Origin of the sequence: Sphingomonas sp. SORGH_AS_0438 (genome assembly GCF_031453475.1) — a bacterium.
Classification (GTDB): Bacteria; Pseudomonadota; Alphaproteobacteria; order Sphingomonadales; family Sphingomonadaceae; genus Sphingomonas.
Genome location: NZ_JAVIZS010000001.1, coordinates 783,030 through 806,003 on the forward strand (window position 1 = coordinate 783,030; position 22,974 = coordinate 806,003).

The 22,974-nt window shown below is 64.0% G+C and carries 20 protein-coding genes and 2 pseudogenes; 15 read left to right on the forward strand and 7 right to left on the reverse strand.

Annotation, left to right across the window (positions count from 1 at the left end):
* A complete protein-coding gene (locus tag QE452_RS03800; RefSeq protein ID WP_309660465.1) occupies positions 1–1,302 on the reverse strand; it encodes a TniB family NTP-binding protein in 1,302 nt (433 codons plus the stop codon).
* A gap of 675 nt (positions 1,303–1,977) precedes the next feature.
* On the opposite strand from QE452_RS03800, the gene QE452_RS03805 reads away from it, so the two are divergent.
* Both QE452_RS03805 and QE452_RS03810 read left to right on the forward strand, forming a co-directional pair.
* Positions 1,978–3,669, forward strand: a complete 1,692-nt coding sequence (locus tag QE452_RS03805) for an adenylyl cyclase (protein ID WP_309729626.1) — start codon at positions 1,978–1,980, stop codon at positions 3,667–3,669.
* Positions 3,670–3,836: 167 nt separating this feature from the next.
* The gene (locus tag QE452_RS03810; RefSeq protein WP_309660490.1) at positions 3,837–4,853 is read left to right on the forward strand and encodes a histone deacetylase family protein; all 1,017 of its coding nucleotides are present in this window, start codon (positions 3,837–3,839) and stop codon (positions 4,851–4,853) included.
* A 137-nt stretch (positions 4,854–4,990) separates the two neighbouring features.
* Here the strand turns inward: QE452_RS03810 and QE452_RS03815 are convergent, their stop codons facing one another.
* Positions 4,991–5,644, reverse strand: a complete 654-nt coding sequence (locus QE452_RS03815; RefSeq protein ID WP_309729629.1) for a DUF6445 family protein — start codon at positions 5,642–5,644, stop codon at positions 4,991–4,993.
* A gap of 349 nt (positions 5,645–5,993) precedes the next feature.
* Between QE452_RS03815 and QE452_RS03820 the strand changes: the two genes are divergently transcribed.
* The 3 genes from QE452_RS03820 to QE452_RS03830 all read left to right on the forward strand — a co-directional run bounded on the left by QE452_RS03820 (position 5,994) and on the right by QE452_RS03830 (position 9,101).
* A complete protein-coding gene (locus QE452_RS03820) occupies positions 5,994–6,767 on the forward strand; it encodes a response regulator (RefSeq protein WP_309660489.1) in 774 nt (257 codons plus the stop codon).
* A complete protein-coding gene (locus QE452_RS03825; RefSeq protein WP_309729632.1) occupies positions 6,694–8,100 on the forward strand; it encodes an ATP-binding protein in 1,407 nt (468 codons plus the stop codon). The genes QE452_RS03820 and QE452_RS03825 overlap by 74 nt, the downstream gene beginning before the upstream one ends.
* Positions 8,101–8,189: 89 nt before the next feature.
* On the forward strand, positions 8,190–9,101 hold the full coding sequence (locus QE452_RS03830) for an intradiol ring-cleavage dioxygenase (RefSeq protein ID WP_309729634.1): 912 nt from the start codon (positions 8,190–8,192) through the stop codon (positions 9,099–9,101).
* On the opposite strand, the gene QE452_RS03835 is transcribed toward QE452_RS03830, so the two are convergent.
* Entirely contained in the window at positions 9,098–9,277 is a 180-nt protein-coding gene (locus tag QE452_RS03835) for a hypothetical protein (protein WP_309660460.1), read from the reverse strand. The genes QE452_RS03830 and QE452_RS03835 overlap by 4 nt on opposite strands.
* Before the next feature lie 670 nt (positions 9,278–9,947).
* Here QE452_RS03835 and QE452_RS19035 point away from each other — a divergent pair.
* From QE452_RS19035 to QE452_RS03870, 7 genes and pseudogenes are all read left to right on the forward strand, one after another.
* A pseudogene (locus tag QE452_RS19035) lies at positions 9,948–10,358 on the forward strand (amidohydrolase family protein); the annotation flags it as partial.
* A 61-nt stretch (positions 10,359–10,419) separates the two neighbouring features.
* Positions 10,420–10,716 (forward strand): hypothetical protein, encoded by a 297-nt coding sequence (locus QE452_RS03845; RefSeq protein ID WP_309729637.1) that lies wholly within the window; start codon positions 10,420–10,422, stop codon positions 10,714–10,716.
* Between the two features lie 83 nt (positions 10,717–10,799).
* Positions 10,800–12,185, forward strand: a complete 1,386-nt coding sequence (locus QE452_RS03850) for an MFS transporter (RefSeq protein WP_309660457.1) — start codon at positions 10,800–10,802, stop codon at positions 12,183–12,185.
* A gap of 172 nt (positions 12,186–12,357) precedes the next feature.
* Positions 12,358–13,794 (forward strand): IS1182 family transposase, encoded by a 1,437-nt coding sequence (locus QE452_RS03855; RefSeq protein ID WP_309660456.1) that lies wholly within the window; start codon positions 12,358–12,360, stop codon positions 13,792–13,794.
* Positions 13,795–14,492: 698 nt separating this feature from the next.
* Positions 14,493–15,059 carry a hypothetical protein gene (locus QE452_RS03860; RefSeq protein WP_309660455.1) on the forward strand — a complete coding sequence of 189 codons (567 nt, stop codon included), beginning with the start codon at positions 14,493–14,495 and terminating at the stop codon, positions 15,057–15,059.
* A 219-nt stretch (positions 15,060–15,278) separates the two neighbouring features.
* A complete protein-coding gene (locus QE452_RS03865; RefSeq protein WP_309660454.1) occupies positions 15,279–16,058 on the forward strand; it encodes a helix-turn-helix transcriptional regulator in 780 nt (259 codons plus the stop codon).
* Between the two features lie 252 nt (positions 16,059–16,310).
* Positions 16,311–17,062 (forward strand): annotated as a pseudogene (locus tag QE452_RS03870) (IS5 family transposase).
* A gap of 219 nt (positions 17,063–17,281) precedes the next feature.
* On the opposite strand, the gene QE452_RS03875 reads toward QE452_RS03870, so the two are convergent.
* Positions 17,282–18,178 (reverse strand): AraC family transcriptional regulator, encoded by an 897-nt coding sequence (locus QE452_RS03875; RefSeq protein ID WP_309660533.1) that lies wholly within the window; start codon positions 18,176–18,178, stop codon positions 17,282–17,284.
* 149 nt (positions 18,179–18,327) lie between these two features.
* Between QE452_RS03875 and QE452_RS03880 the strand changes: the two genes are divergently transcribed.
* Complete coding sequence (locus QE452_RS03880) at positions 18,328–19,053, forward strand: SDR family oxidoreductase (protein WP_309660524.1); 726 nt, start codon at positions 18,328–18,330, stop codon at positions 19,051–19,053.
* Between the two features lie 47 nt (positions 19,054–19,100).
* Here QE452_RS03880 and QE452_RS03885 read toward each other — a convergent pair whose 3' ends face one another.
* Positions 19,101–19,835 (reverse strand): SDR family oxidoreductase, encoded by a 735-nt coding sequence (locus QE452_RS03885; RefSeq protein ID WP_309660525.1) that lies wholly within the window; start codon positions 19,833–19,835, stop codon positions 19,101–19,103.
* Positions 19,836–19,966: 131 nt separating this feature from the next.
* On the opposite strand from QE452_RS03885, the gene QE452_RS03890 reads away from it, so the two are divergent.
* Complete coding sequence (locus QE452_RS03890) at positions 19,967–20,278, forward strand: helix-turn-helix transcriptional regulator (RefSeq protein WP_042487985.1); 312 nt, start codon at positions 19,967–19,969, stop codon at positions 20,276–20,278.
* Here QE452_RS03890 and QE452_RS03895 read toward each other — a convergent pair whose 3' ends face one another.
* Complete coding sequence (locus QE452_RS03895; RefSeq protein ID WP_309660526.1) at positions 20,279–21,142, reverse strand: aldo/keto reductase family oxidoreductase; 864 nt, start codon at positions 21,140–21,142, stop codon at positions 20,279–20,281.
* Between the two features lie 91 nt (positions 21,143–21,233).
* On the opposite strand from QE452_RS03895, the gene QE452_RS03900 reads away from it, so the two are divergent.
* On the forward strand, positions 21,234–22,130 hold the full coding sequence (locus QE452_RS03900) for a LysR family transcriptional regulator (protein WP_309660527.1): 897 nt from the start codon (positions 21,234–21,236) through the stop codon (positions 22,128–22,130).
* Here the strand turns inward: QE452_RS03900 and QE452_RS03905 are convergent.
* On the reverse strand, positions 22,127–22,957 hold the full coding sequence (locus tag QE452_RS03905; protein WP_309660528.1) for an aldo/keto reductase: 831 nt from the start codon (positions 22,955–22,957) through the stop codon (positions 22,127–22,129). The two genes, QE452_RS03900 and QE452_RS03905, sit on opposite strands and share 4 nt — an antisense overlap.
* Positions 22,958–22,974 lie beyond the last annotated feature (17 nt).

The following is a 22,974-nucleotide window of genomic DNA, read 5'->3' on the forward strand; positions in this document are numbered from 1 at the left end:
TCAGAGGTCCCGGAACGGGTTCGAGTTGGCGAAACCGTGTTCGAGCGACCACTCGTCGACCGCCACAGCTATGTCGCCCATGGTCACCACGTCGCGGCGGTCGCGGACGGTGTTGCGCAGCGCCATCGTCATGACCCGCATCGCCTGACCGATGACTCCGTCGCAGACCTCGCCCAGCGCGAACGCGACCTCCTCCTCGGCGAGCCCCGCAGACGCGGCGACGATGCCGTCCGAGACCATGCGTGCGTCGAGACCTTCGACGAAGCCCGTCCAGAGCTCGAAATCGTCGTCGTCGTCCATGTCGAGCGGATCGAGGCGGCAAGGCGAGAACATCCGTCCGGACAGCTCGCGATCGGCGGAGACGAGCGGGACCGCTGCCTCCGTCCCCAGCAGCACGATCGGCACCCGACCGGTGTCGAGCATGATCTTCAGTTCGGCGGTCACCTCGCGGCTAAAGCCCGACTTCTGCCCGGAATGCTGCGTTTCGTCGAGGATGAGCAGCTCGACTCCCGCATTGGCCATCTCGCGCATGGCGCGACGCCGCAGGGTCGTCTCGTTACCCGCGGAGGCGAAGCCGTCGCCGAGTTCGGACATGATCGAGACGTAGAGGTCCTTCGCGGAGCCGCTGGTCCCCAGACGGGAGTGGAGGACCGACTTGACGCCAGGCCCGTCCTCCTCAGCTCGCATCAGCTTGTACTGGCTGGCGACGGTCGACTTGCCCGTGCCCGTGCGGCTGAAGATGTTCAAAGCGAGCTGCTGCTCGCCCCGCATCTCCAGACCGAGCAGGCGCAGTTCCTCGATCTCGGCCATGGCCTCGATGTGGCGCGGGTACGGCAGCCGGATGCGCATCAGCTGGGACAGCGCTAGGGCGACGCGGGACGAGCGCTGCGCGAGCTGGCTCTGGCGGAAACGCTTGAATGCGTCCTTCATAACCGGGGACAACTGCTCCCTCGGCCTGTCGTCACCCGGGATGACGAGGTCGCCGCCGTTGAAGGTGTCGACAGGACGGTCGTCGCTCGCAGCCACCGTTGCGTTCCCGGGCCGCACCGTGCCGAGGTCACCTTCGTCAGCGGTGGCGATCGGCTTCCTGGCGGCGGCTGGCGGCGGATTCGGTGTCGGCACGGGGGCGATCTCGGCATCCGTGCCGACGCCGTTCACCGGACGGCCGGCATCGCGCCGGTCGCGTGCCGTCACGGTCGACGCGCGGCGGCGCTCGGTGATGCGGTTCTCGGTTCCGCGCGCATCGGCGGGCATTTCGGTGATGGCATCGGCGGCCATTGCGGTCTTGCTGGTCGGTTTCATCAGTACTCGTCTCCATACTGGAACAATGCGAGCAGGAGCAGTGCGCCGAATGCCCAGTTGAACAGGATCACGAAGGGGCGGGGGAACTCAGGGGCGAACACCGAACCCGACGAGACCCGGCTCCACAGGTGGAATTGTGATGCAGCGAGCATCGAAGCCCAGTCGCTATTTTCACCCACAGCGGTAGCGGCAACGGCCACAGCCAGCGGCTCAGGACGATCAGCGTGGGCACGGCAAAGACGAGATTGAAGATCGTACTCACTCCAGCTGTCGAGGGCGACGCGATCTACAAACGAAGGGTGTGCTGCGAATGTCCGATGGAGGCGGAGCCTCGTATTCTGTTCGTCCGATATGCCCCAACGAGGTCAGATCGCGGAGATGAATGAACGTCTGAAGTTGGGGGACGGAAGAGGAGGTGCGAATGACCGGAAGGTGGGTCGTTGCACCAAATTTCAGGGGTATGTCTCCGCAGGCTCTTACCCGTTGTGTCGTCAGAAAGCTTCGGCTCACTATGCGTGCACCGGTGCGTACATGCGTCAGCGCGTGCTCATAAGCTCGTGCTTTCAGGCGGAAAATGTTCTCTTAAACTGGGCGAGGATAACAGGAGAGGGCGGGATGCATACAACGACGCGTCGCGGGCTGGTTGCCGGCATGGCTACGATCGGGATCGGTGCGATGGCGAAAGCGACGCCGGCCGTAGGAGGCCGCGATCCTGACCTGGGGCCCAACGTCCTGATCGTCGATCCCGGCGAGCCGGGCACGCAGGCGGTAATCGCCCGCTGGTTCGCACAGCAGGAGCGCGCGCATTTCACCGACAGGCGCCGAGCGATTCTGCTCAAGCCAGGCAACCACCGACTCGACATCAATGTCGGCTTCTTCACCCAGGTCGCAGGTCTCGGCACCGGGCCGGACGACGTGACCGTGACCGGCCATGTCCATGCCGAGGCGGATTGGGCCAAGGGTATGGCCCTGGTCAATTTCTGGCGGAGCGTGGAAAATCTGGCGATACGGCCGCCCGACGGTATGGATCGCTGGGCTGTGTCACAGGCCGCCCCCTATCGCCGCGTCCATCTGGCCGGCGACCTGGCGTTGGACGATGGCGGCTGGTCAAGCGGCGGTTTCATGGCCGATTGCCGGGTCGACGGCACGATCCGCTCCGGTACGCAGCAGCAATGGTTCACCCGCAACAGCCATATGGCCGGCTGGGAGGGATCGAACTGGAACATGATGTTCGTGGGCGTCGCGGGGGCACCCTCGACGCGTTTCCCGACGCCACCCTATACGACGCTGGGGACCGTGCCCGTGGTCCGCGAGAAACCGTTTCTTTGCGTGGGGCCGGGGGGTGACTGGACCATCTTCGTCCCGGCGCTGCGGCGTGACGTGGCCGGCGTGTCCTGGGATCAGGCACCCGCCGGACGCCACCTGCCGCTGGACGAGGTGCTGATCGCCGATCCGACGACGCCGGTCGCGACGATCAACCGCGCGCTTGCGGCGGGGCGCCATCTTCTGCTTACGCCAGGCGTATATCGGCTGCGCGAGCCGCTGCGGGTGGTGCGGGCCGATACGGTCGTCCTCGGCCTTGGTCTGGCGACCTTGCTGGCCGAGGGTGGGTCAGCGGCGCTCACCGTCGCCGACGTGGCCGGGGTGACGATCGCCGGGCTGCTGGTCGACGCAGGACCGCAGGACACGCCGGTGCTGGTGCAGGTCGGGCCACGCGGCGCGGGCGGCAATCATCGCGACAACCCGACGTTGCTCGCCGATCTTTTCTTCCGCGTCGGCGGGGCCACGGTAGGGAATGCCGGGACCTGCCTGGAGGTCAACAGCCACCACGTCATCGGCGACCATCTCTGGATATGGCGCGCCGATCACGGCGACCGCAATGGCGGTCGGGTCCATGTCGGCTGGGACGAGAGCCGGGCGACCCACGGCCTGGTCGTCAACGGGGATCATGTCACCTGCTACGGACTGTTCGTCGAGCATTTCCAGGGCTGGCAGACGCTGTGGAACGGCGAGGATGGCCGGACCTTCTTCTACCAGAACGAACTGCCATATGATCCGCCGAGCCAGCGCGCCTGGCGGGCGGACTCGCCGCGCGGATGGGCGGCATATAAGGTCGCGAATCACGTCCGCCGGCACCAGGCGGTGGGCATGGGGATCTACGCCAACTTCACCGCCGATCCCTCGATCGTGCTCGCGAGCGCGGTGGAGGTGCCCGACACGCCGGGCGTGCGCGTATCGGATGTCACTACGATCTCGCTGGGCGGCGGCAAGGGAACCATCGCGCATCTGGTCAACGATGCGGGAGAGGCCGCGCGGCCGGGCAGCATCCGCCAGACGCTGACCCGATATGCCGGCAAGGGAGGGTAGACCCCGACAGCGCCATGGGCCGAATGGCAGAAGCTGGATGGGGTGAGGCGGGCAGATGAACGTCCACTTACGGGTCTGGCGCATCGTCACCAATAATAGCTAATATGCAGGACCCGCAGGTGTCGCGCCATGGGCCTCAGGACAGATTGATGCGTTGTCCGTCGATGATGAAGATCGTGTTCGACCAGCGCCAGCTTTTGCATGCTCCGGTTCGTGAAATGCACAATGGCGACTGGACCGCCTTTCAGGAAACGCCCGCGCGCGCCCAGACGATCCTGGCAGCGATCGGATCGGCCGAACCCGCACGTGACTTTGGCATGGACCCGCTGCTGGCCGTGCACGATGCCGCCTATCTCGATTTCCTGAAGAGGGCGCATGCCGATTGGCGGGCCGCCGGGCGCGACGGCGATGCGATCGGCTATGCCTGGCCGATCGTCGGGCGCCGCCTGGTCGACCTGTCCCGGATCGACGCGCGGCTTGGCCGCTACAGCTATGACGTGGTGACGCCGATCACTGCAGGCACTTGGGACTCGGCCTATTGGTCGGCACAGTCCGCACTGACCGCGCTTGATGCGGTTGCCGATGGCGCGTCCGGTGCCTTCGCCTTGTGTCGTCCACCCGGCCATCATGCCGGCCGCGATTATTGCGGCGGCTATTGCTTCCTCAACAGCGCTGCCATCGTCGCAGCCGAGGCGCATCGTCGGGGGCTGGGGCCGGTCGCGATCCTCGACGTCGACTATCATCACGGCAATGGTACGCAGGATATCTTCCTGCGCGATCCTTCCATACTGTTCGTCTCGATCCACGCCGACCCGACTGCCGATTACCCCTTCTACTGGGGCCATGCCGACGAGGATGGGGAGGGGGCGGGGCGGGGCGCGACGCTCAATCTGCCGCTGCCGCGCGGAACGGGCTGGGGGACCTATCGTCCTGCACTCGATCGCGCGCTGGCGGCGATCGCAGACTTCGGCACGCGGCTGCTAGTTCTGTCCTTCGGGGCGGATACCTATAGCGGCGATCCGATTTCGCATTTCGCGCTGGAGCAAGATGATTTCGCGGCGCTAGGCGCTTGTATCGCATCAGCGGGGCTACCGACGGTGACCGTCATGGAAGGCGGTTATGCCGCGGCCGAACTTGGGGACAATGTCGCCGCCTTTCTCGCCGGCCTGTCGTCGCACGGCTGACCCGGTTTCGGGAGGCGGCGACAGTTGCGGGCAGGGCGAAGTGATCTTGCCTCGAAGCGGAATGGATGTTCGAGCAGCCCTGTTGCGTTCAAAGGCATGAGGACATGTCTCCGACGATCAGGTCGCTCTACGCGTCCTCATGAAATCTCCAGAAATGCGGTAATGGTAAGGCGGCCGTGTTCGGGTTCGGGCGATAGACCACCATCCATGCGGATTGCGCCGCTGTGCAGCAGGTGGCTACGGTAGAGGAGGGCGCGATTATATTGCGCCTCAACCATGTCCGTGCACTCGAACAATGAGGAATCTCCAGAAATATAACCGTCCGGGACATCTGCCTGCAATTCGGCGTCAAGTGCGCTGAAGAACGTTGGTGCCCGCTCCTGGTCGATCGTCTCGAATCCGGTCGCGCGATGTCGGAAGAAAGCCGTCCCATCATGATTGTCGGGGGAGAGATAATGGATAAGGGCGATGCGTTCCCGGCCATATGCATCGACATGGGGAATGCGTTGTCGAACATGCAGTGTCTCGGGCGATTGGGTCACCATCGAAAAGCTTGCATCCAGCACCCGGATTTGTCGGAACGGCCCGAAATCGTGCCCCAACGCACGTGCAATGGTGGGAAACTGACGCCGAAGGTACCCGTCCGGCAAGGGGCTCCGGATGCCGGGGTAATGATTACCCGCTGGCTCGAAGGCGCCATTGATCGCAGCGGTCCGGAGCGCGTCGGGATCTGCGGAAAATCCATCTATGATCACGAGCGGCTCACCTTGATGGCCAATATGACGGACCATTATGTCAGTTTCCATGATCAGACCTTAGCGTAGGTAGTCGACGGGACTAAACTCCTATTGCGCAGATTGGCCTACCCAAAGCGCGTGTCAGCGTGGGTGAACGAATGTCCGATTACGGGAGCGTGGCAGCCTCGCTGTAATCTCCGGAAATGGGTCTGCAGACTGGGAGGGTAGCGTTCGCCAAGCAGCGCCTTGCGGGGGTGCTCGCCGGAACCCGCCTTGAATAGCGATACAAGGCATGCTGACGGGCAAGAGCTACCAGTGTGGCCAGCTGGTCACACTGGTACACGTTTTGCCGATGTTGCAGCCCCGCAATGCGAGCGATACACCGGCGGGGCATACCGGTCTGATGCAGACCGCGCTTTCTGGACCGATCGAGACCGTGGACCTCGAAACCCGTCTTCTTATCGTCGACGACGATCCCGGCATCCGCGATTTGACGGCGGCATTTCTCGTCGACCACGGCTATGTCGTCGATGTCGCCGAGGATGCCACGGCAATGCGCACGGCATTGAAGCAGCAGGCCTATGCGCTGATCGTACTCGACGTGATGATGCCAGTGGAGGACGGGCTTTCGGTCCTTCGCAGCCTCGACCGCGCAACCGCGCCGCCGGTGATCATCATGTCCGTGATCGGTGAAGAAGTCGACCGTATCGTCGGGCTGGAGCTGGGTGCCGATGATTACATCGCCAAGCCCGCCAATCCGCGCGAGCTGCTTGCCCGCATCCGCTCGGTCCTGCGTCGTAACCAGCCGCGGCCGGAGACGATCGCTTCGGCCCCTTTGGCATCGTCGGCGCGCCTGTATTTGCGCTTCGCCGGCTGGCGACTGGATCCGCTGGGGCGGCAGCTGTTCGATCCGGACGATGTCGTCATCAACCTGTCCGATGGCGAGTTTCGTCTGTTGATCGTGCTGGTCGAGCATCCCCGCCGCGTCCTGACCCGGGACTTCCTGCTGGACCAGTCGCGCGGGGCCAATGCCGAGCATTTCGACCGCGCGATCGACGTCCAGATCAGCCGGCTGCGTCGGAAGCTGCAACGATCCGACGGGCGTGGCGGAGACGATCTCGTCCGCACCGTGCGCAACGAAGGCTATATGTTCACGGCCGATGTCGAGCGTCGCTGACCGGAAAGGCGACCGACGGGGCGCGTCGATCGCACGGCCGATTTTTCTGCTGGTCATCGTCTCCGTCCTGCTGGCCACGGCAATTTCGTTCGTAGTGACCTTCTCAGGGCCGCCGCCCTTCGACTTTCCCCGCAGCCTGCGGTCGATCGCCATGACGCTGGAAGGGAAGGGGGCGCCGCCTTTCGATCATGGCGTCCCGCCGCATGGCGCGGGGCAGGCGGTCGATGACCATGGTCCCGGACCGGAGCCGTTGCGGCGTCGACTGGAAGCGGCCGCGCCCATGGCCCGCAGCGGAGAGGGCGCGGATTCCACGGCGCGACGTCGCCTTGCGGCGGAGTTGGGCGTCTCGCCTGCCGATATTCTGGCCTTTACCGAAACCGCGGGCAAAACCGAGCGTGATGCCTTTGTCGGCAGCTACACCTTCGCCTGGCACGAGGGAGCCGGCTGGTGGGTCGTGCGCAGCGACGTGCCGCCCTATCTCACCCGCTGGCACGTTCGCACGCTGCTGGCGATGCTCGCCGCGATCTTGCTGCTGTCCCTGCCGGCGTGGAGCATTGCCCGGGCCTTGACCCGTCCCTTGCGGCTTCTCGCCGCCGCCGCCGATCAAGCGGGCACCGGTGCCGCATTGCCCGCGTTGCCGGATGGCAGTCGCGAGGTGCGCGATCTGGCTCGTGCGGTGACCACGATGCATGCCCGTCTCGCGCATCATGCCGAGGCGCGGACGGCGATGTTGGCGGGGATCGCGCATGACCTGGGTACGCCGCTTTCGCGTCTCGCCTTTCGCGTCGAGCAATTGCCCGAAGGCGCGCGCGCGCGTGCCGCCGCCGATATCGACGAGATGCGCGCGATGATCGCCGCCACGCTCGTCTTTACCCGTGACGATGCGGTCCAGACAGAGGCGAGCCGCCTCGATCTTGCCAGCCTGCTCGACAGTCTGGTTCAGGACATGGCCGATGCCGGTCAGCCTGTGACGCTGATGCCCGGCCTGCGTGCGATCGTGCGCGGGGATTCGGCGGCGTTGCGACGGCTCTTTTCCAACCTGATCGAGAATGCGGTCCGCTACGGCGAGTGCGCGAGGGTCGGCTGGGAAATGGAGGACGGAAACGTCAACGTGTGGGTGGTGGACGACGGCCCGGGCATCGATCCGGCGCAGGCGGAACGGCTATTCCAGCCCTTCGTGCGCGGCGATCCTTCGCGCAACCGCGCGACCGGTGGCACCGGGCTGGGTCTTGCCATCGCCCGATCGATCGCGACCCGGCATGGCGGCGCGGCAACGTTGGAAAATGGCACCGGTGGGGCGGTGGCCCGCGTCGTGCTCCCGCTGGCGAGCTGACGCACGCTGCAACATTATTGCGGCGACCTGACATAACCGGGCAATCCGGCACGCCGACATCCTCTCTCTGTCCAATGGAGTATGAGAGCATGTCCGCCCGCCATCATGACCACGCCCACAGTCTCGCTGACGATCTGAAGGTCATGGAGACGATGATGGCGCGTCGTCGCGCCCTGAAATGGTTTGCCGGCGCGGGCACCGCCGCGATGGTTGCGGGGTGTGGTGGCAGCGACGCGGCCTCAGGCAGTGTCGCGGTCGTCAGCAGCGCCACCACCAGCGCCACGCCGACGCCCACACCAACCGCGACCGCGACACCCACGCCGACCGCCAGCAGCACGACCACGGCATGCATCGCCGACCCGGTCGAAACCGCCGGTCCCTATCCTGGCGATGGCACCAACACCGCTTCGGGGGCGACGTCCAATGTCCTCAATGTGAGCGGCGTCGTGCGAAGCGACATCCGGCCGAGCTTCATTTCGGCCACCACGGTCGCGACCGGCGTGCTGCTCAAGATCACGCTGACCCTGGTCGACGTCAACGCCACCTGCGCACCGCTCGCCGGGTATGCGGTCTATCTGTGGCATTGCGATCGGCAGGGTCTCTACTCGCTCTACACGGCGGCGGCGGAGAGCTATCTGCGCGGTGTCCAGGTGACCGACGCCAACGGCCAGGTCACCTTCACCACCATCTTCCCCGGGTGCTACGATGGCCGCTGGCCGCATATGCATTTCGAGGTCTTCTCCAGCCTCTCTAATGCGCTGAGTGGTCGTTATGCGGTCCTGACGTCGCAGCTGGCGATGCCGAGCGCCGTCTGCTCGACGGTCTATGCCGACGCCACCACCTATCCGTCGAGCGCCGGTAAGTTCGCCCGCATCTCCTTGTCGAGCGATGGCATCTTCGGCGACAACACCGCTGCGCAGGTCGCCCAGCAGACGCCGGCGTTCAGCGGGAACGTTGCGGCAGGTTATACCGCGACCGCACTGATCGGTATCGCTCGTTAGGTTTGATGTCCCGGCATATGGTGGATCGGGCAGACCATGGATTTGTAGGCCGTGAGGCCGCTGAACGTCTTGCACCAGCCGGCGAAGTTATAGGCTGCCATGAAGTTGGCGGAATGCGTGGAGACTTCCTGCGGATCTGGCGATGAACCTAAATGATCGGACGCGGTTCGGGTCATCCCAGATCACTGATGCTGTCTCGTGGTAGGCCTGGCGTTGCGATTATTTCTAAACCAATGGCCGTTTCTAGGACTCGTTCAAGTTGCCGAGAAAGTCATCTTTTACCGCCGGTACGGTTACGGTGCGATGTCCACTTCCACACGACGGAGCATTTTCTGAATTTTTTGCGGTCAATACGAAGCCGTCAGCCGGGTAGCCATTGGCAAAGCATGGCGTCGGCATGAACTCGGTTTTGCCCCGTCCGCCGGAACTAAGCCATTTTGTATCAATGTCATAAATTGCGGCGCTTGTCATTGTCGACCTGCGCTGCCGCCTCAGCTCGAACAACAGCGTAACAAACGCTGGGACATTAGTACGCATTGCGTATTAAATGGGTCATGGAGCCAGATGAAGCCAAGATCGCCAGGGCGGTGTTCCGCCTAGCGCGTCGCTTGCGGGGGATCGCCTCGGACGGTGATGTCGCCAGCAGCGGCATGGCGCTTCTCATCATATTGGCGCGCGAAGGCCCGAAGAGCGCGGTCGCGCTGGCTCGCAGCGAAGGATTGCAGCCGCAGTCGCTCAGTCGCCTGCTGAACCAACTGGAAGGTGCTCAATCTGGCGGATGGGCGTATTGCCCTGATGGACGAGACCGGACTCGATGTGCAGGTACTGTCCGTGACGACGCCGGCAATGCACGATCTCGGGGTCGTGAGTATCGATGTGGCGCGTCGGCCCAACGACGTCGCAGCGGCTGCGATCGAGCGGCACCCCAATCGTTTCCAGGCATTGGCGACCTTGCCGGTGGCATTTCCCAACGAAAGTGCTCGCGAACTCGAGCGCTGTGTGAAGACGCTCGGCTTCAAGGGGCTGATGCTGTGCGGGCGCGTGGGCGATCGAAACCTGGACGATGCGAGCTTTGCGCCGATCTTCGAAACGGCCGCCGCGCTCGGCGTACCCGTCCTGCTTCACCCGCGTACGCCGGATCCGACGATGCGCAAGGTTTCCTATTCTGTGTTCAGCCCGGAGGTCGACAACACCCTGGCCCAGTATGGCCTGGGCTGGCACTATGATGCGGGCATGCAGTTCGTCCGTCTGGTGTTGTCGGGCATCTTCGATCGGCTTCCCAACCTCCAGGTAATTCTCGGGCATTGGGGGGGAAGTGGTGCTCTTCTACGTCGACCGGATGAAGAGCCTGGACCGGGTGTCGGGGCTGAACTATCCCATCGCGCACTATCTGCGGCGCAACCTGTATGTCACGGGCAGCGGCATGAACAATCCGACCTATATGGCGCGCGCGACCGAGATTGTCGGTGCGGATCGCCTGCTCTTTTCGACCGATTGTCCGTATCAGTATAGGCCCGGCGGCGAAGCGCGCCGCTTCCTGAACGAATGCGGCCTGGAAGGGGCTGAAAAGTCCGGCTTCGCCAGTGAGAATTGGCTGCGTCTGACCGGTGGTTGAACCGGGGTACGGGTAGAGGCGGCCATGTTGCCATCTATCCAGTCTCAGGCGGCGTTCGCGTCGCAGCCAATGGAAGAAACGTTATGACGGCCCAGTCTTGCCCCCCGCCTACCTCCGCCTCTGCGCCAGACGGCCTGCCCGCGCCGCGCCGTTACTGGGCGGCCACGGCGATCTGGCTGGCGCTGGCGATGGCGGTGCTCGATAGTTCGATCGCCAACATCGCCTTGCCGACGATCGCGCGGGAACTTGGCGCGAGTGCGGGGGCATCGATCTGGGTCGTCAACGCGTATCAGATCGCGATCACCATGATGCTGTTGCCGGTGGCGGCCCTGGCGGAGATCGTCGGCTATCGCCGGGTCTATATGTTCGGGCTGGCGCTGTTCGCCTGTGCCTCCCTCGCCTGCGGATTGTCGGACAGCCTTATGGGGTTGGCAACCGCTCGGTTCGTGCAGGGGCTGGGGGCAGCTTGCGTCATGGCAATCAACGGCGCGCTGGTCCGGTTCACCTATCCCAAGGCGCAGCTCGGCCGGGGCGTCGGCTACAATGCGTTGGTGGTCGCGGTATCCTCCGCAGCGGGGCCTAGCGTCGCGGCTGGGCTTTTGTCCATAGCCTCATGGCGATGGCTGTTCACGGTCAACGTGCCGCTGGCCATCCTGTCCCTGGCGATCGGCGCCCGGGCACTTCCGGTGACGCCGTTGTCGGGCAAACGTTTCGACTTTGGCTCGGCATTCCTGAATGCCGTCGCGTTTGCCGGCATGTTCCTCGCCTGCTCGGATCTGGCACATGGGACGGAATCGATCCGTACGGTGGCGGAATTTGTCGTAGCGGTCGTCGCAGCCGTATTGGTCGTCCGTCGCGCACGCGGAGAGGATGCACCACTGATCCCGGTCGATCTCATCCGCCTGCCCATGCTGCGGCTGTCCTATCTCACCTCGGCTGCCTCATTCGCGGCGCAAATGGTCACGTTGGTTGCCCTGCCTTTCTATCTTCTGGGCCGGTTCGGACTGAGCCATGTGGCCATCGGACTGCTCATCACGCCCATGCCGATCGGCACGGCGCTGGCCGCCCCTGTCGCCGGTCGCCTCGTCGAGCGCGTGTCCGCCGGACTATTGGGCGGCATCGGCCTTATGTTGTTCGCCATTGGGATGCTGCTGATGGCCTTGATCCCACATGGGGTGCCGGTCCTACTGCTAGGCTTGCCGTTGTTCCTGGCAGGCATCGGTTTCGGCCTATTCCAGACGCCCAACAACCGCACGATGCTTGGGCTAGCGCCGCCCCGGCGGAGCGGTGCCGCCGCCGGTATGCTTGCTACGGCGCGGCTATTTGGTCAGACTGTCGGGGGAGTGCTGATCGCCCTGATCTTTCGCATCGTGGGATCGGATACGGTCATCCCCCTGTTCCTGTCCGCTGGATTGGCCGTTCTGGCTGCACTGCTCAGCACTCGCAGGGTGAGCATTGCCACATCCTGAGGATGGATGCCGCGTACATGAATAAACGACTGAAGCTGGAAAACCAGCAAGGCGGCCTGAAGGTTCACTTGTGGGCCTCCTGGGCTAAAGGATAGAGCGGCTGCTCTCGCCCTAGGCTGTGTAAAAACGTCGGAATCTGCTATGGTTTTCCGACGTTTCGGGAGGCTTGGGCATGGGCCGTTTCGTTCAGGGGGAAGGCCGTCGGCAGGACTATCTGCTGCCTGCATCGCTTGATGATTACGTATCGGCAGATAACCCGGTTCGCGCGGTCGAGGCGTTCATCGATGCGCTGGATCTGAAGGCGCTGGAGTTCGCGGGCATGACGCCGGCCGAGACGGGGCGGCCCGCCTATCATCCGGCGACGATGCTCAAGATCTACCTCTACGGCTATCTGAACCGGATCCAGTCGAGCCGGCGGCTCGAGCGTGAAGCACAGCGCAACGTGGAATTGATGTGGCTGACGGAGCGGTTGGCGCCCGACTTCAAGACGATCGCCAACTTCCGCCAGGCCAATGGCGCTGCGATCCGGGCGGTGTGCAGCCAGTTCATCGTTCTGTGCCGGCAATTGGGGCTGTTCACGCGCGCGGTGGTCGCCATCGACGGCAGCAAGATGAAGGCGGTCAACAACCGCGACAAGAACTACACGGCCGCGAAGGTCGCCTCGCGGATGAAGCAGGTGCAGGACAATATTGACCGGTATCTCGACGCGCTTGATCGTGCCGACCGCGAAGAAAGTGACATTGCCGAGCCGAAGGCGAAGCGATTGACGGAGAAGATCGCCCGGTTGCGCGCGCAGTTGCGTGATCTTGCGGTACGCGAGGAGGAAGTCCGGAATGCGCCGGACCAGCAGGTGTCGCTGACCGATCCGGACGCCCGCGCCATGGCGAGTGCGGGGCGCGGCACGAGCATCGTCGGCTACAATCTCCAGGCGGCCGTCGATGCCGAACATCACCTCATCGTCGCGCACGAGCTTTTGAACATTGGATATGACCGCGGGCAACTTGCCCTCATGGCGGCGAAAGCCAAGGACGCCATGGGGGTGGAGGCTTTGGATGCCATTGCCGACAAGGGCTATTTCAAGGGCGAGGACATCCGGACCTGCGAGGGGATGGGCGTTACCGCCTTCGTGCCCAGGCCGCTAACCTCGGGGGCGAAGGCGCAAGGTCGCTTCGGCAAGCAGGACTTCGTCTATCTGGAGCAGGAAAACGTCTATCGCTGTCCCGCCGGTGAAGACCTGATCTATCGGTACACCTCGGTCGAGGCTGGTATGACGCTCCATAGCTACTGGAGCTCGAACTGCCAGACATGCGCGCTCCATGACCAATGCACGACCGGCAAGGAACGCCGGGTCAAACGATGGGAACATGAGGCAGTCGTCGAGGCGATGGAGCGGCGCTTTGATCGTGCGCCAGAGGCCATGCGGATCCGCCGGCAGACTGTCGAACATCCGTTCGGCACGCTGAAAGCATGGATGGGCTCGACGCACTTCCAAACGAAAACGCTGAAGCACGTCAGAACCGAGGCCTGCCTCCATATCCTGGCCTATAACTTCAAACGGCTGATTGCCATCCTCGGCGTCCGGGCAATGATCGCAGCAATTCAGAGCTGAGCGCCAACGCTCAACCTTCAACGCGCCGCGCCGAAAATACTGACCAGCTGCTGTGACGCCGTTTTTACACGGCCTGTCCCAATTGCAGCCGCTGGGAGTATGAAATTGAGATGCCGTCTTCGACGTTGTGCCGATCCTAGCGGATCACTATCGTCGACACCTCGTCGTTCCGAGGTTGTCTGATGCTTACGATTGTTGCCGCAGCGGGAAACGTCATGTTTTATGGATGGCTCGCTTGGTTTTTTGCGGGACGGATCGGAACACCGGCTCAAGCGCGGTTTGCAGGCTGCTTCCTCGCGATCGGCTTTGCAATCGGTAGCTTTGGAGGACATGCCGGCTCAGAAGCAGAAGCTGCTCTCGCACTGCGAGGGGGTGGCTATCTACTTGGCATTTTCGTCCTCACAATGCTGCTCCTCCGCCAGCATGTTCGGAGTTTGCGGCGTCAGCCCTGACGGCAGATATCCTCCCAATAGGGGACTCTGTGACCCTCGGCATCGCTATGAGTAACCCGCTTTTGCGGGATGAACGAACGGCCGGAAGCGGGAAGCGATCTTGCAGCCGCGAATGTCTGAATATGGGTCTCGGCGGCAGGGTAATGTGACTGCTTTCGCCCACCACCAGGCGTTCGCTGTCAGATAGGCCTTGCGTTACGGCGGTCCGCCCGTTGATCGTGCGATCGGACAAACTGGCGGACCGCAATGCGCTTCTTTCTCGTAGCACTCGCCTTTCTACTTCCGGCCGCGCTGGCTGCTCAACAAAGTGCACCAGAGCCGACGGCCGCAATCGCAGACAATCCTGCTATGACGAAGATCTTCGACAGCGATCAGTCTGCGAGGGAGCATCCTGCAACCATCGATTGGCATGCGCTTTGGCCGGCGGACAAGGCTCGGCGGCAACAAACCCAGGCTTTGCTCGATGCTGGGAAACTGAGCAGCGCCGACGACTTTTATCACGCCGCCTATATCTTCCAGCATGGTGAAGACGCGCAAGACTGCCTAAAGGCCCATGCTCTGGCGATCGTTGCGATCGCACGAGGAAAGAAAGAAGCCACTTGGATCGCCGCCGCAACGCTTGATCGTTACCTACAGCGCATCGGTCAGCCACAGGTCTACCGTACCCAGTTTCAGCATCCACCGGGGCAAAAATGGACACAGGAGCCATATCAGCGGGGTTTGCTGTCGGATGCCGTACGTGAAGCGTCCGGTGTTCCTCCGCTTGCTGCTCAGGAAGCGCAAAGACAAGACTGGGAGCGGCAGCTTCCGTGAATCCAGCGACCGCGTTCCACGATAGTGGACGCTCAACTCCGCATTCGTGGTGCCGCGCTCTGCCCCGCTCTTTGCATTGACCGCGTCAACACGTGAACGCGACACGGCTGACGATCGTGGCAGTTTTCGAGGCTGTTTCAGCCTTAATCCGATAGGGTACCAGTGGGGTACTACACAGCGGAAGTTGGTGCCGGTGGTTTCCACGCTAAGGTGCCAGCCATGACGACGGACGTAATCGATGAGATCAGGCTCGCCGCGATCAAGCGCCTCACACCCGCCGAGCGGGAATGCCTGAGACGCTGTTTAGAACATCAGACGGCGAAACAGATGGCGATCGATCTCGGCATCTCCGCACATGCGGTGGAGAAGCGCCTTAAAATGGCACGCGCAAAGCTCGGTCTATCGTCTTCCCTTGAAGCTGCGAAGTTGGTGGTTTCGGTGGAACGGTCCCATCGCTTGGGACCTGGTCCGTCGGACCTTTCGCCAGACAGCACGCAACCTGATCAAGGCGGCACCGATGCCGTCCCACGTCATGAGACGTCGTGGATCGAGCGGATCGGCCTAACTCGCGTTGTCTCAGGAGCGATCCTTATGAGTTTGATATTCGCAGCAGCTTTGATGCTGGCTTACTCGCCTTCTACTTTTCAGGGTCAGACAAGCCCAGCGCAGACGGCATCACAGTCCACGCCAACACCTGGGACTGAGGCTGCCCTACGGCGGCTCGTTGCCGGCCTGGCGAACGGTGCTCCGGATTACGATAAACTTGCCCCCCAGTTTGCTGAGGTCGTCCGCCGCGACCTTCCGATGACGCACCCCATGTTCAAGTCGATGGGCGAACTGAAATCGATCACCTTCCGCAACAAGGGCCCGATGGGGGATGACGCCTACGATCTGACATTTGCTAATGGAAAGGTGCTTATGTCAGCAGCCCTTGACGCTCAAGGCAGGATGGCTGGCGGCATCCTGGCACCGCAGGGGGGCGAGGCGCCCGGCCACTGACCAGACGTACGCCGATGATGATTTGCTTCTTCCATATACGAAGCAGATCATCTCTTCGTCCACCTGCGCCTTCACAAGATAAAACTTGTCCTTGATGTCGTACCCCCACACGTCAAACGACTTTGCTAAATTGCGCTTATACCTTTGCCTGCGCACCCCAGAGAGCAGACGTCTAGAGTCCAAACCCAATCAGCCTCTTGAGGGGTGATGGTTTTCCTGATTCACTGGTTCGTAGATCAGGAGGAGTGACGCATGGCGCTGTTCTGGTTGTCGGATGAAGCATGGGTAGCAATCGAGCCGCATCTACCCAGGAACCAGCCCGGCGCGCGGCGGGTAGACGACCGGCGGGTGATTTCGGGCATCGTGCATGTGCTGAAGGTCGGCTGCCGCTGGTGCGATTGCCCGGCCGATTACGGGCCGTCGACGACGATCTACAACCGGTTCAACCGCTGGTCGCGCCGTGGCTTCTGGCTCAAGCTGCTCGACGCGCTGGTGGATGCCGGCGTGGTCACGAAGAGTACAGCGATCGACAGCACCTACATCAAGGCGCAACGCGCGGCATTCGGCGGAAAAGGGGGCGCCAGATTCAGGCGATCGGTCGCTCGCGCGGCGGATGGACGACCAAGATCCATGCGCTCACCGACGTTATCGGCCGCCCCTATGCGTTGATGCTGACGGCCGGCAACGTCAGCGACGTGAAAGCGGCACCTGTGCTCCTCGAACGAGCCGATCGCATACGCTACCTCCTTGCTGACAAGGGCTATGACGCCGACCGGCTGCGCCGCTCGCTCCGCGACGCTGGAGCCGCTCCCGTCATTCCGGGGCGACGCAACCGGAAGCGAGCCATCCGATACGACAAGGACCGATACCGTGGCAGGCACCTCATCGAGAACGCCTTCTGCCGTCTCAAAGACTTCCGCCGTGTCGCCACCCGCTACGACAAACTCGCCGTCAACTTCCTCTCAGGCGTCGCCATCGCAACCGCAATCGCATTCTGGCTCTGATTGAGTCTCAGCCCTAGACTAAGTCATCTGTGGCACCCCCATGGCTGAGCCAAGCCTTTACAACGAAGATCGACATGAATGAATGTCGGGAATTGGGAAGCGGTCAGGGGACTTTGAATGACCGATTATGGGTCATTCTGCTTGTGCGGCGACAAACGCCAGCGGAGCGCCTCATTCGGCGCAACCATCGCGATGAATCATTGCTAGCGTCGATCAAAATCAGAGGGCGATCTCCGCCGAAGGGGCGGTCTGCAGCCGTTCGATGTCCTGGCGCGGCGGTGCGCCGAACAGGCGGCGATATTCGCGGCTGAACTGCGAGGGGCTTTCATAGCCGACCGCGAAGCCCGCCGTGCCCGCCGTAGCGCCGCCGACCAGCATCAGCCGGCGCGCTTCCTGCAGGCGCAACTGCTTTTGATATTCGAGCGGGGTCATGCGCGTGATCGCCTTGAAATGCGCATGGAGCGAGGAGGGGCTCATGCCGGCCTCGGCGGCGACCTCGTCGATGCGGATCGGCGCGTCGAACCGGCGACGGATCACGGCGATGGCGCGGCTGATCTGGTTGAGGTGACTACCTGCTGTCACGAGGTGGCGAAGCATCGGTCCGTGCGGCCCCGTGAGCAGCCGGTAGAGGATTTCCCGTTCGATCAGGGGCGCCAGGGCGCGGATCGTGTCCGGCCGGTCAAGCAGTCCGACCAGCCGGCATGCGGCGTCGATCAGGTCGGGGTCGCTGGTATAGACGCCTAGAACCGGCAGGTCGGTGTGCGGCACAGCGCCGCCCTCCGCCACTATCAGGTCGGACAGCATTGCGGGATCGAGGTCGATCTTGCAGCAGAGATACGGGCGGTCGGGGCTGGCATCGATCACGTGGCCGACCAGCGGGAGGTCGACGGAGACTAGGAGATAATGCGCGGCGTCGTAGACGAGGCTATGGTCGCCGATCGAGACGCGCTTCGATCCCTGGGCAATCAGGCAAAGCGATGCCTCGTAGACAGCCGGCGTCGGGGTGCTCGGTTGATCGGCCCGGATCAGTGACACATGCGGCATCGCGGTCATGCAAATGCCTGATCCGGCGACATGACGATCGATGACGGCAGCAAGTTCGGTGATCCGGTCCATGCCGATCGTCATCTGTCAGCCCGTCGACATGCGCAAGCGGGCAGAGCGGGTTCTGGAGGATCGTACAAAGCGTTAGGACGATCGCTCTACCGTTGCCGGACGCTGCGGCATCATCTTGCTGGCTGTCACTTCAAGGCAAGGATAGCATCATGACAGCCAGCATCGACAAGGTCGTCCTCATCACCGGGGCTTCGAGTGGGATCGGCGAGGCGACGGCGCGCGAACTGGCAGCGACCGGCGCGCGCCTCTTCATCGGCGCGCGTCGCGCAGAACGGTTGCAGGCAATGGCCGAGGAACTGGGCGAGACCGTCGCGTGGCGCACGCTCGACGTGACGGACGGGGCCGACTTCGACGCCTTCGTGGAGGCCGCCGAAGCGCGGTTTGGGCGGGTCGACGTGCTGGTCAACAATGCCGGCGTGATGCCGCTGTCGCCACTCGCCGCGCTGAAGCGGGATGAGTGGAAGCGGATGGTCGACGTCAACATCCACGGCGTCCTCAACGGCATCGCCGCCGTATTGCCCCGGTTCGTGGCGCAGAAGGGCGGCCATATCGTCAACGTCGCCTCGGTCGCCGCGCACATGGTGATGCCCACCGCGGCGGTCTATTGCGGCACCAAGCATGCGGTGCGCGCCATCACCGAGGGGTTGCGGCAGGAGCATGACGAAATCCGGTCGACGCTGATCTCTCCGGGTGTCGTCGCAACTGAACTGGGCCACGACATCACCGATCCGGCAGTGGCCACGGCGCTGACGGGATGGCGGAAGAAGTCGCTGACCCCGGATGCGATCGCGCGGGCGGTTCGCTACGCGTTGGAACAGCCCGAGGGTGTCGACATCAACGAGGTCATAGTCCGCCCGACCGCGGCGGACATGTAAAGCCATCGGCGTGCTGGCTCTTGCGGCCGGCACGCCAGTGCTATCCCTTAGGCCGTCGCGCCGCCATCGATGTTGAGCGTGGTGCCGGTAATATAGCTCGCATCCGGTCCGGCGAGGAACGCCACTGCCCCCGCGATCTCTTCGACCATGCCGTAGCGGCCGAGCGGGATCGCTTGCAGCACCTGTCCCGCAAATTCGCTGTCGGCGGGATTCATGTCGGTGTCGATCGGCCCCGGCTGTACGGTGTTGACCAGGATATTGCGCGGCGCGAGGTCCTTGGCCCAGCCGCGGGCCAGCGCCGCGACGGCTGCCTTGGTCGCGCTGTAGACCGTGGTCGCGGGGAAGGCCATTTCGCCGGAAATGCTGCCGATCAGGATGATCCGCCCGCCGTCGCGAAGATGCGGCAGGGCCGCGCGGGTGCCGACGTGCAGGCCTTTCACGTTGACGCCGAACTGGCGGTCGTAGGTTTCGTCGGTATCCTCGGCGATGGTCGAGAATTCCGCGACACCGGCATTGTGGACGAGGATGTCGATCCCGCCCAGGGCGGCGGCGGCCTGTTCTACGCCAGCGCGCTGCGACGCCGGGTCGGCGGCATCGGCCTGGAAGGCGAAGGCAGTGCCGCCTGCGCTCTCGATCGCCGCCACGGTCGCGTCGGCTGCCGCCTTGTTGCCGGCATAGGTGATCGCCACCGCCGCGCCATCGGCCGCCAGTCGCTTGGCGATGGCCGATCCGATGCCGCGCGATCCGCCGGTGACGAGCGCTGCTTTGTTTTGAAGGGACATGTGCATTCTCCAAAAAAGGTAGCCCGCGATCACGCCGTCGTGCGCTGTCGGCAGGCAGAAAATGGGGTAGTGCTTCAAAAGTTCAATAATCCCGAACTATTGAATTTATGGCGGTGCCCTATATCGGTCGCATGGCCCGCTTCACCCATCCCCGGCTGGAAGACGTTCCGCTCGATCTGGCGCTGCATGCGCTGGCCGATCCCAATCGGCTGGCCATGGTGGCGCGGCTCGCCGCGACCGAGCGGCTGAGCTGCACCGATGCCGCGCCGTGCGAGTCCATCCCGAAAAGTACGCTGTCCAACCACCTCAAGCTGCTGCGCGCGGCGGGGCTGATCGAGACGACGCAAGCCGGGCGCGAGATGATCAACACGCTGCGCCGCGCCGAATTCGACCGGCGCTTTCCCGGCCTGCTCGACGCGGTGCTGGCCAACCGACCGGCCTGATTATCCGCCGATCGCGTTGAGTTCGGCCACCGCATCCTCGGGCAGCGTCAGCGCTGCCGCGGCGAGGTTCTCGTGGAGGTGCGTCACCGACGACGTACCCGGGATCAGCAGAATGTTGGGCGAGCGCTGGAGCAGCCAAGCCAGCGCCACCTGCATCGGCGTCGCGTCCAGCCTTGTCGCCACGCCGGACAGCGCTGCGGACTGTAGCGGGCTGAACCCGCCGAGCGGGAAGAAGGGGACATAGGCGATACCCTCCGCCGCCAGCGCGTCGATGAACGCATCGTCGTCGCGGTGGGCGAGGTTATACTGGTTCTGGACGCAGACGATCTCGGCGATGTCGCGGGCTTCCTCGAACTGCATGGGCGTCACGTTGCTGAGGCCGATATGGCGCACCAGCCCCTGGCGCTGGAGATTCGCCACCGCCTTCAGCGGCGCGGCGAGCGATCCTTCTGCCGGGCCGTGGACATCGAACATCAGGCGCAGGTTGACGACGTCGAGCGTCTCCAGCCCGAGGTTCGTCAGATTATCCTCGACCGCGCGGGTCAGTTCGTCGGGCTCGAACGCGGGCAGCCAGGATGCATCGTCGCCGCGCCTCGCACCAATCTTGGTCACGATCAGCAGGTCGTCGGGGTAGGGGGACAGCGCTTCGCGGATCAGTCGGTTGGTGACGTGCGGGCCATAGAAGTCGCTGGTGTCGATGTGGTTGACCCCAGCCTCGACAGCGGCGCGAAGCACGGCGAGCGCCGCATCATGGTCGCGCGGCGGGCCGAACACGCCGGGTCCGGCGAGCTGCATCGCGCCATAGCCCAGCCGCTTCACGGCGTGCCCGGCGAAGGAATAGGTGCCTGCCTGGTCGATCGTCATTGTTGTTCTCCTGTGCTGGCCCCCAGATATGGCTTGCGGATCATCGCGATAAGCCGGAGTGATCCGTACGGGCTGTACGGAAAACCGAACGATGAAGGCGGACCTTGCCGATCTCAACGCCTTCCTGGCGGTCGCGCAGGCGCGGGGCTTCCGCGACGCGGCGCGGACCGTCGGGTCGAGCGCCTCGACGCTGAGCGAAGCGGTGCGGCGGCTGGAAGCGCGGCTGGGCGTCCGCCTGCTCCATCGCTCCACGCGGAGCGTCGTGCCGACCGAGGCGGGGACACGGCTGATCGAGCGGCTGGCACCCGCGCTGGGCGAGGTGGAGGCGGCGCTCGACGTCGTCAACCTGTTCCGCGACCGGCCCGCAGGCACGCTCAGGCTCAACGTGCCGGTCAGCGCGGCGCGGCTGGTGCTGCCGGCGATCCTGCCCGGCTTCCTAGCCGCCTATCCCGACATCCAGGTCGAGATCATGGCCGAGGACGGCTTCGTCGATATGGTGTCGTCGGGCTGCGATGCGGGCATCCGCTACGACGAGCGGTTGGAGCAGGACATGATCGCGGTGCCGATCGGCCCGCGCATCCAGCGCTTCGCAACGGCGGCGTCGCCGACCTATCTCGATGTGCGTGGGCGGCTCGACCATCCGCGCGACCTGCTCGATCACGCCTGTCTACGCGGCCGGTTCACCAGCGGAGCGCTGACCAGCCCTTGGGAGTTCGAGCGCGACGGCGACATCGTGCGGATCGAGCCACAGGGGCCGCTGATCGCCAGCGTGTCCGGCGCGGCGGACCTGCTGGTCGATATCGCCGTCGCGGGCGGTGGGATCATCCACCTGTTCGAGGACTGGCTCCGGCCGGTGCTCACAAGCGGCGCGCTGGAACCGGTGCTGCCCGACTGGTGGCAGTCCTTCTCCGGCCCGTTCCTCTATTATTCCGGCCGCCGTCTGGTGCCGCCGCCGCTGCGCGCGTTCGTCGATTACATTCGCGCCTAAAGCATCGCGAGCGGTTCGGGGCCGCGTGGCGGCGGAAACAGGTCGTCGAGGCGTCGTAGCTCGGCTTCGGACAGCGTGAGGTCCAACGCCGCCCGGTTGTCTCGAACATGGGCAATAGACCCGGCCTTGGGGATGGGGAGGATGCCGTCTCGCGCCAGCAACCAAGCGAGAGCGAGTTGCGCGGGCGTGGCGTCGCGTTCGGCAGCCATCTGGGTAAGGCCGCGGTGGGCGACCAGGCGGCCTTGCTCGACGGGGCTGTAGGCCATGACCGGCACCCGGTGACGCGCAAGCCACGGTAACAGGTCGTATTCAGGGCCACGCCGGGTGCGGTTGTAGAGGATCTGGTCGGTCTGACAGCCTTCGCCGCCGCTCGCGACGAGTTCCTCCATGTCGTTGGTGTCGAGATTGCTGACGCCCCAGCGCAGGATCTTGCCCGCCGCGACCAGCCGCTCCATCGCCTCGACCGTCTCGGCGAGCGGAACATTGCCGCGCCAATGCAGCAGGTACAGGTCGAGTCGGTCGGTGCCGAGCCGTTCGAGGCTCGCCTCGCACGCCCGCGAGAGTCGGTCGCGCGAGGCGTTCTGGGGATAGGCCTTGCTGACGAGGAACACCTCATCGCGGACACCCGCGATCGCCTCGCCGACGAGCCGCTCGGACTCGCCATCGGCATACATCTCGGCGGTATCGATTAGGGTCAGCCCGAGCGACAGCCCTTCGCGCAGCGCGGCGATCTCGTCCGGTCGGCGGACAAGGTCTTCCGCCATCATCCAGGTGCCCTGGCCAAGCGCGGGGACGGTCGTACCGTCCGGAAAGCGGATCGTCTTCATGCGGCGGTCAACGTTCG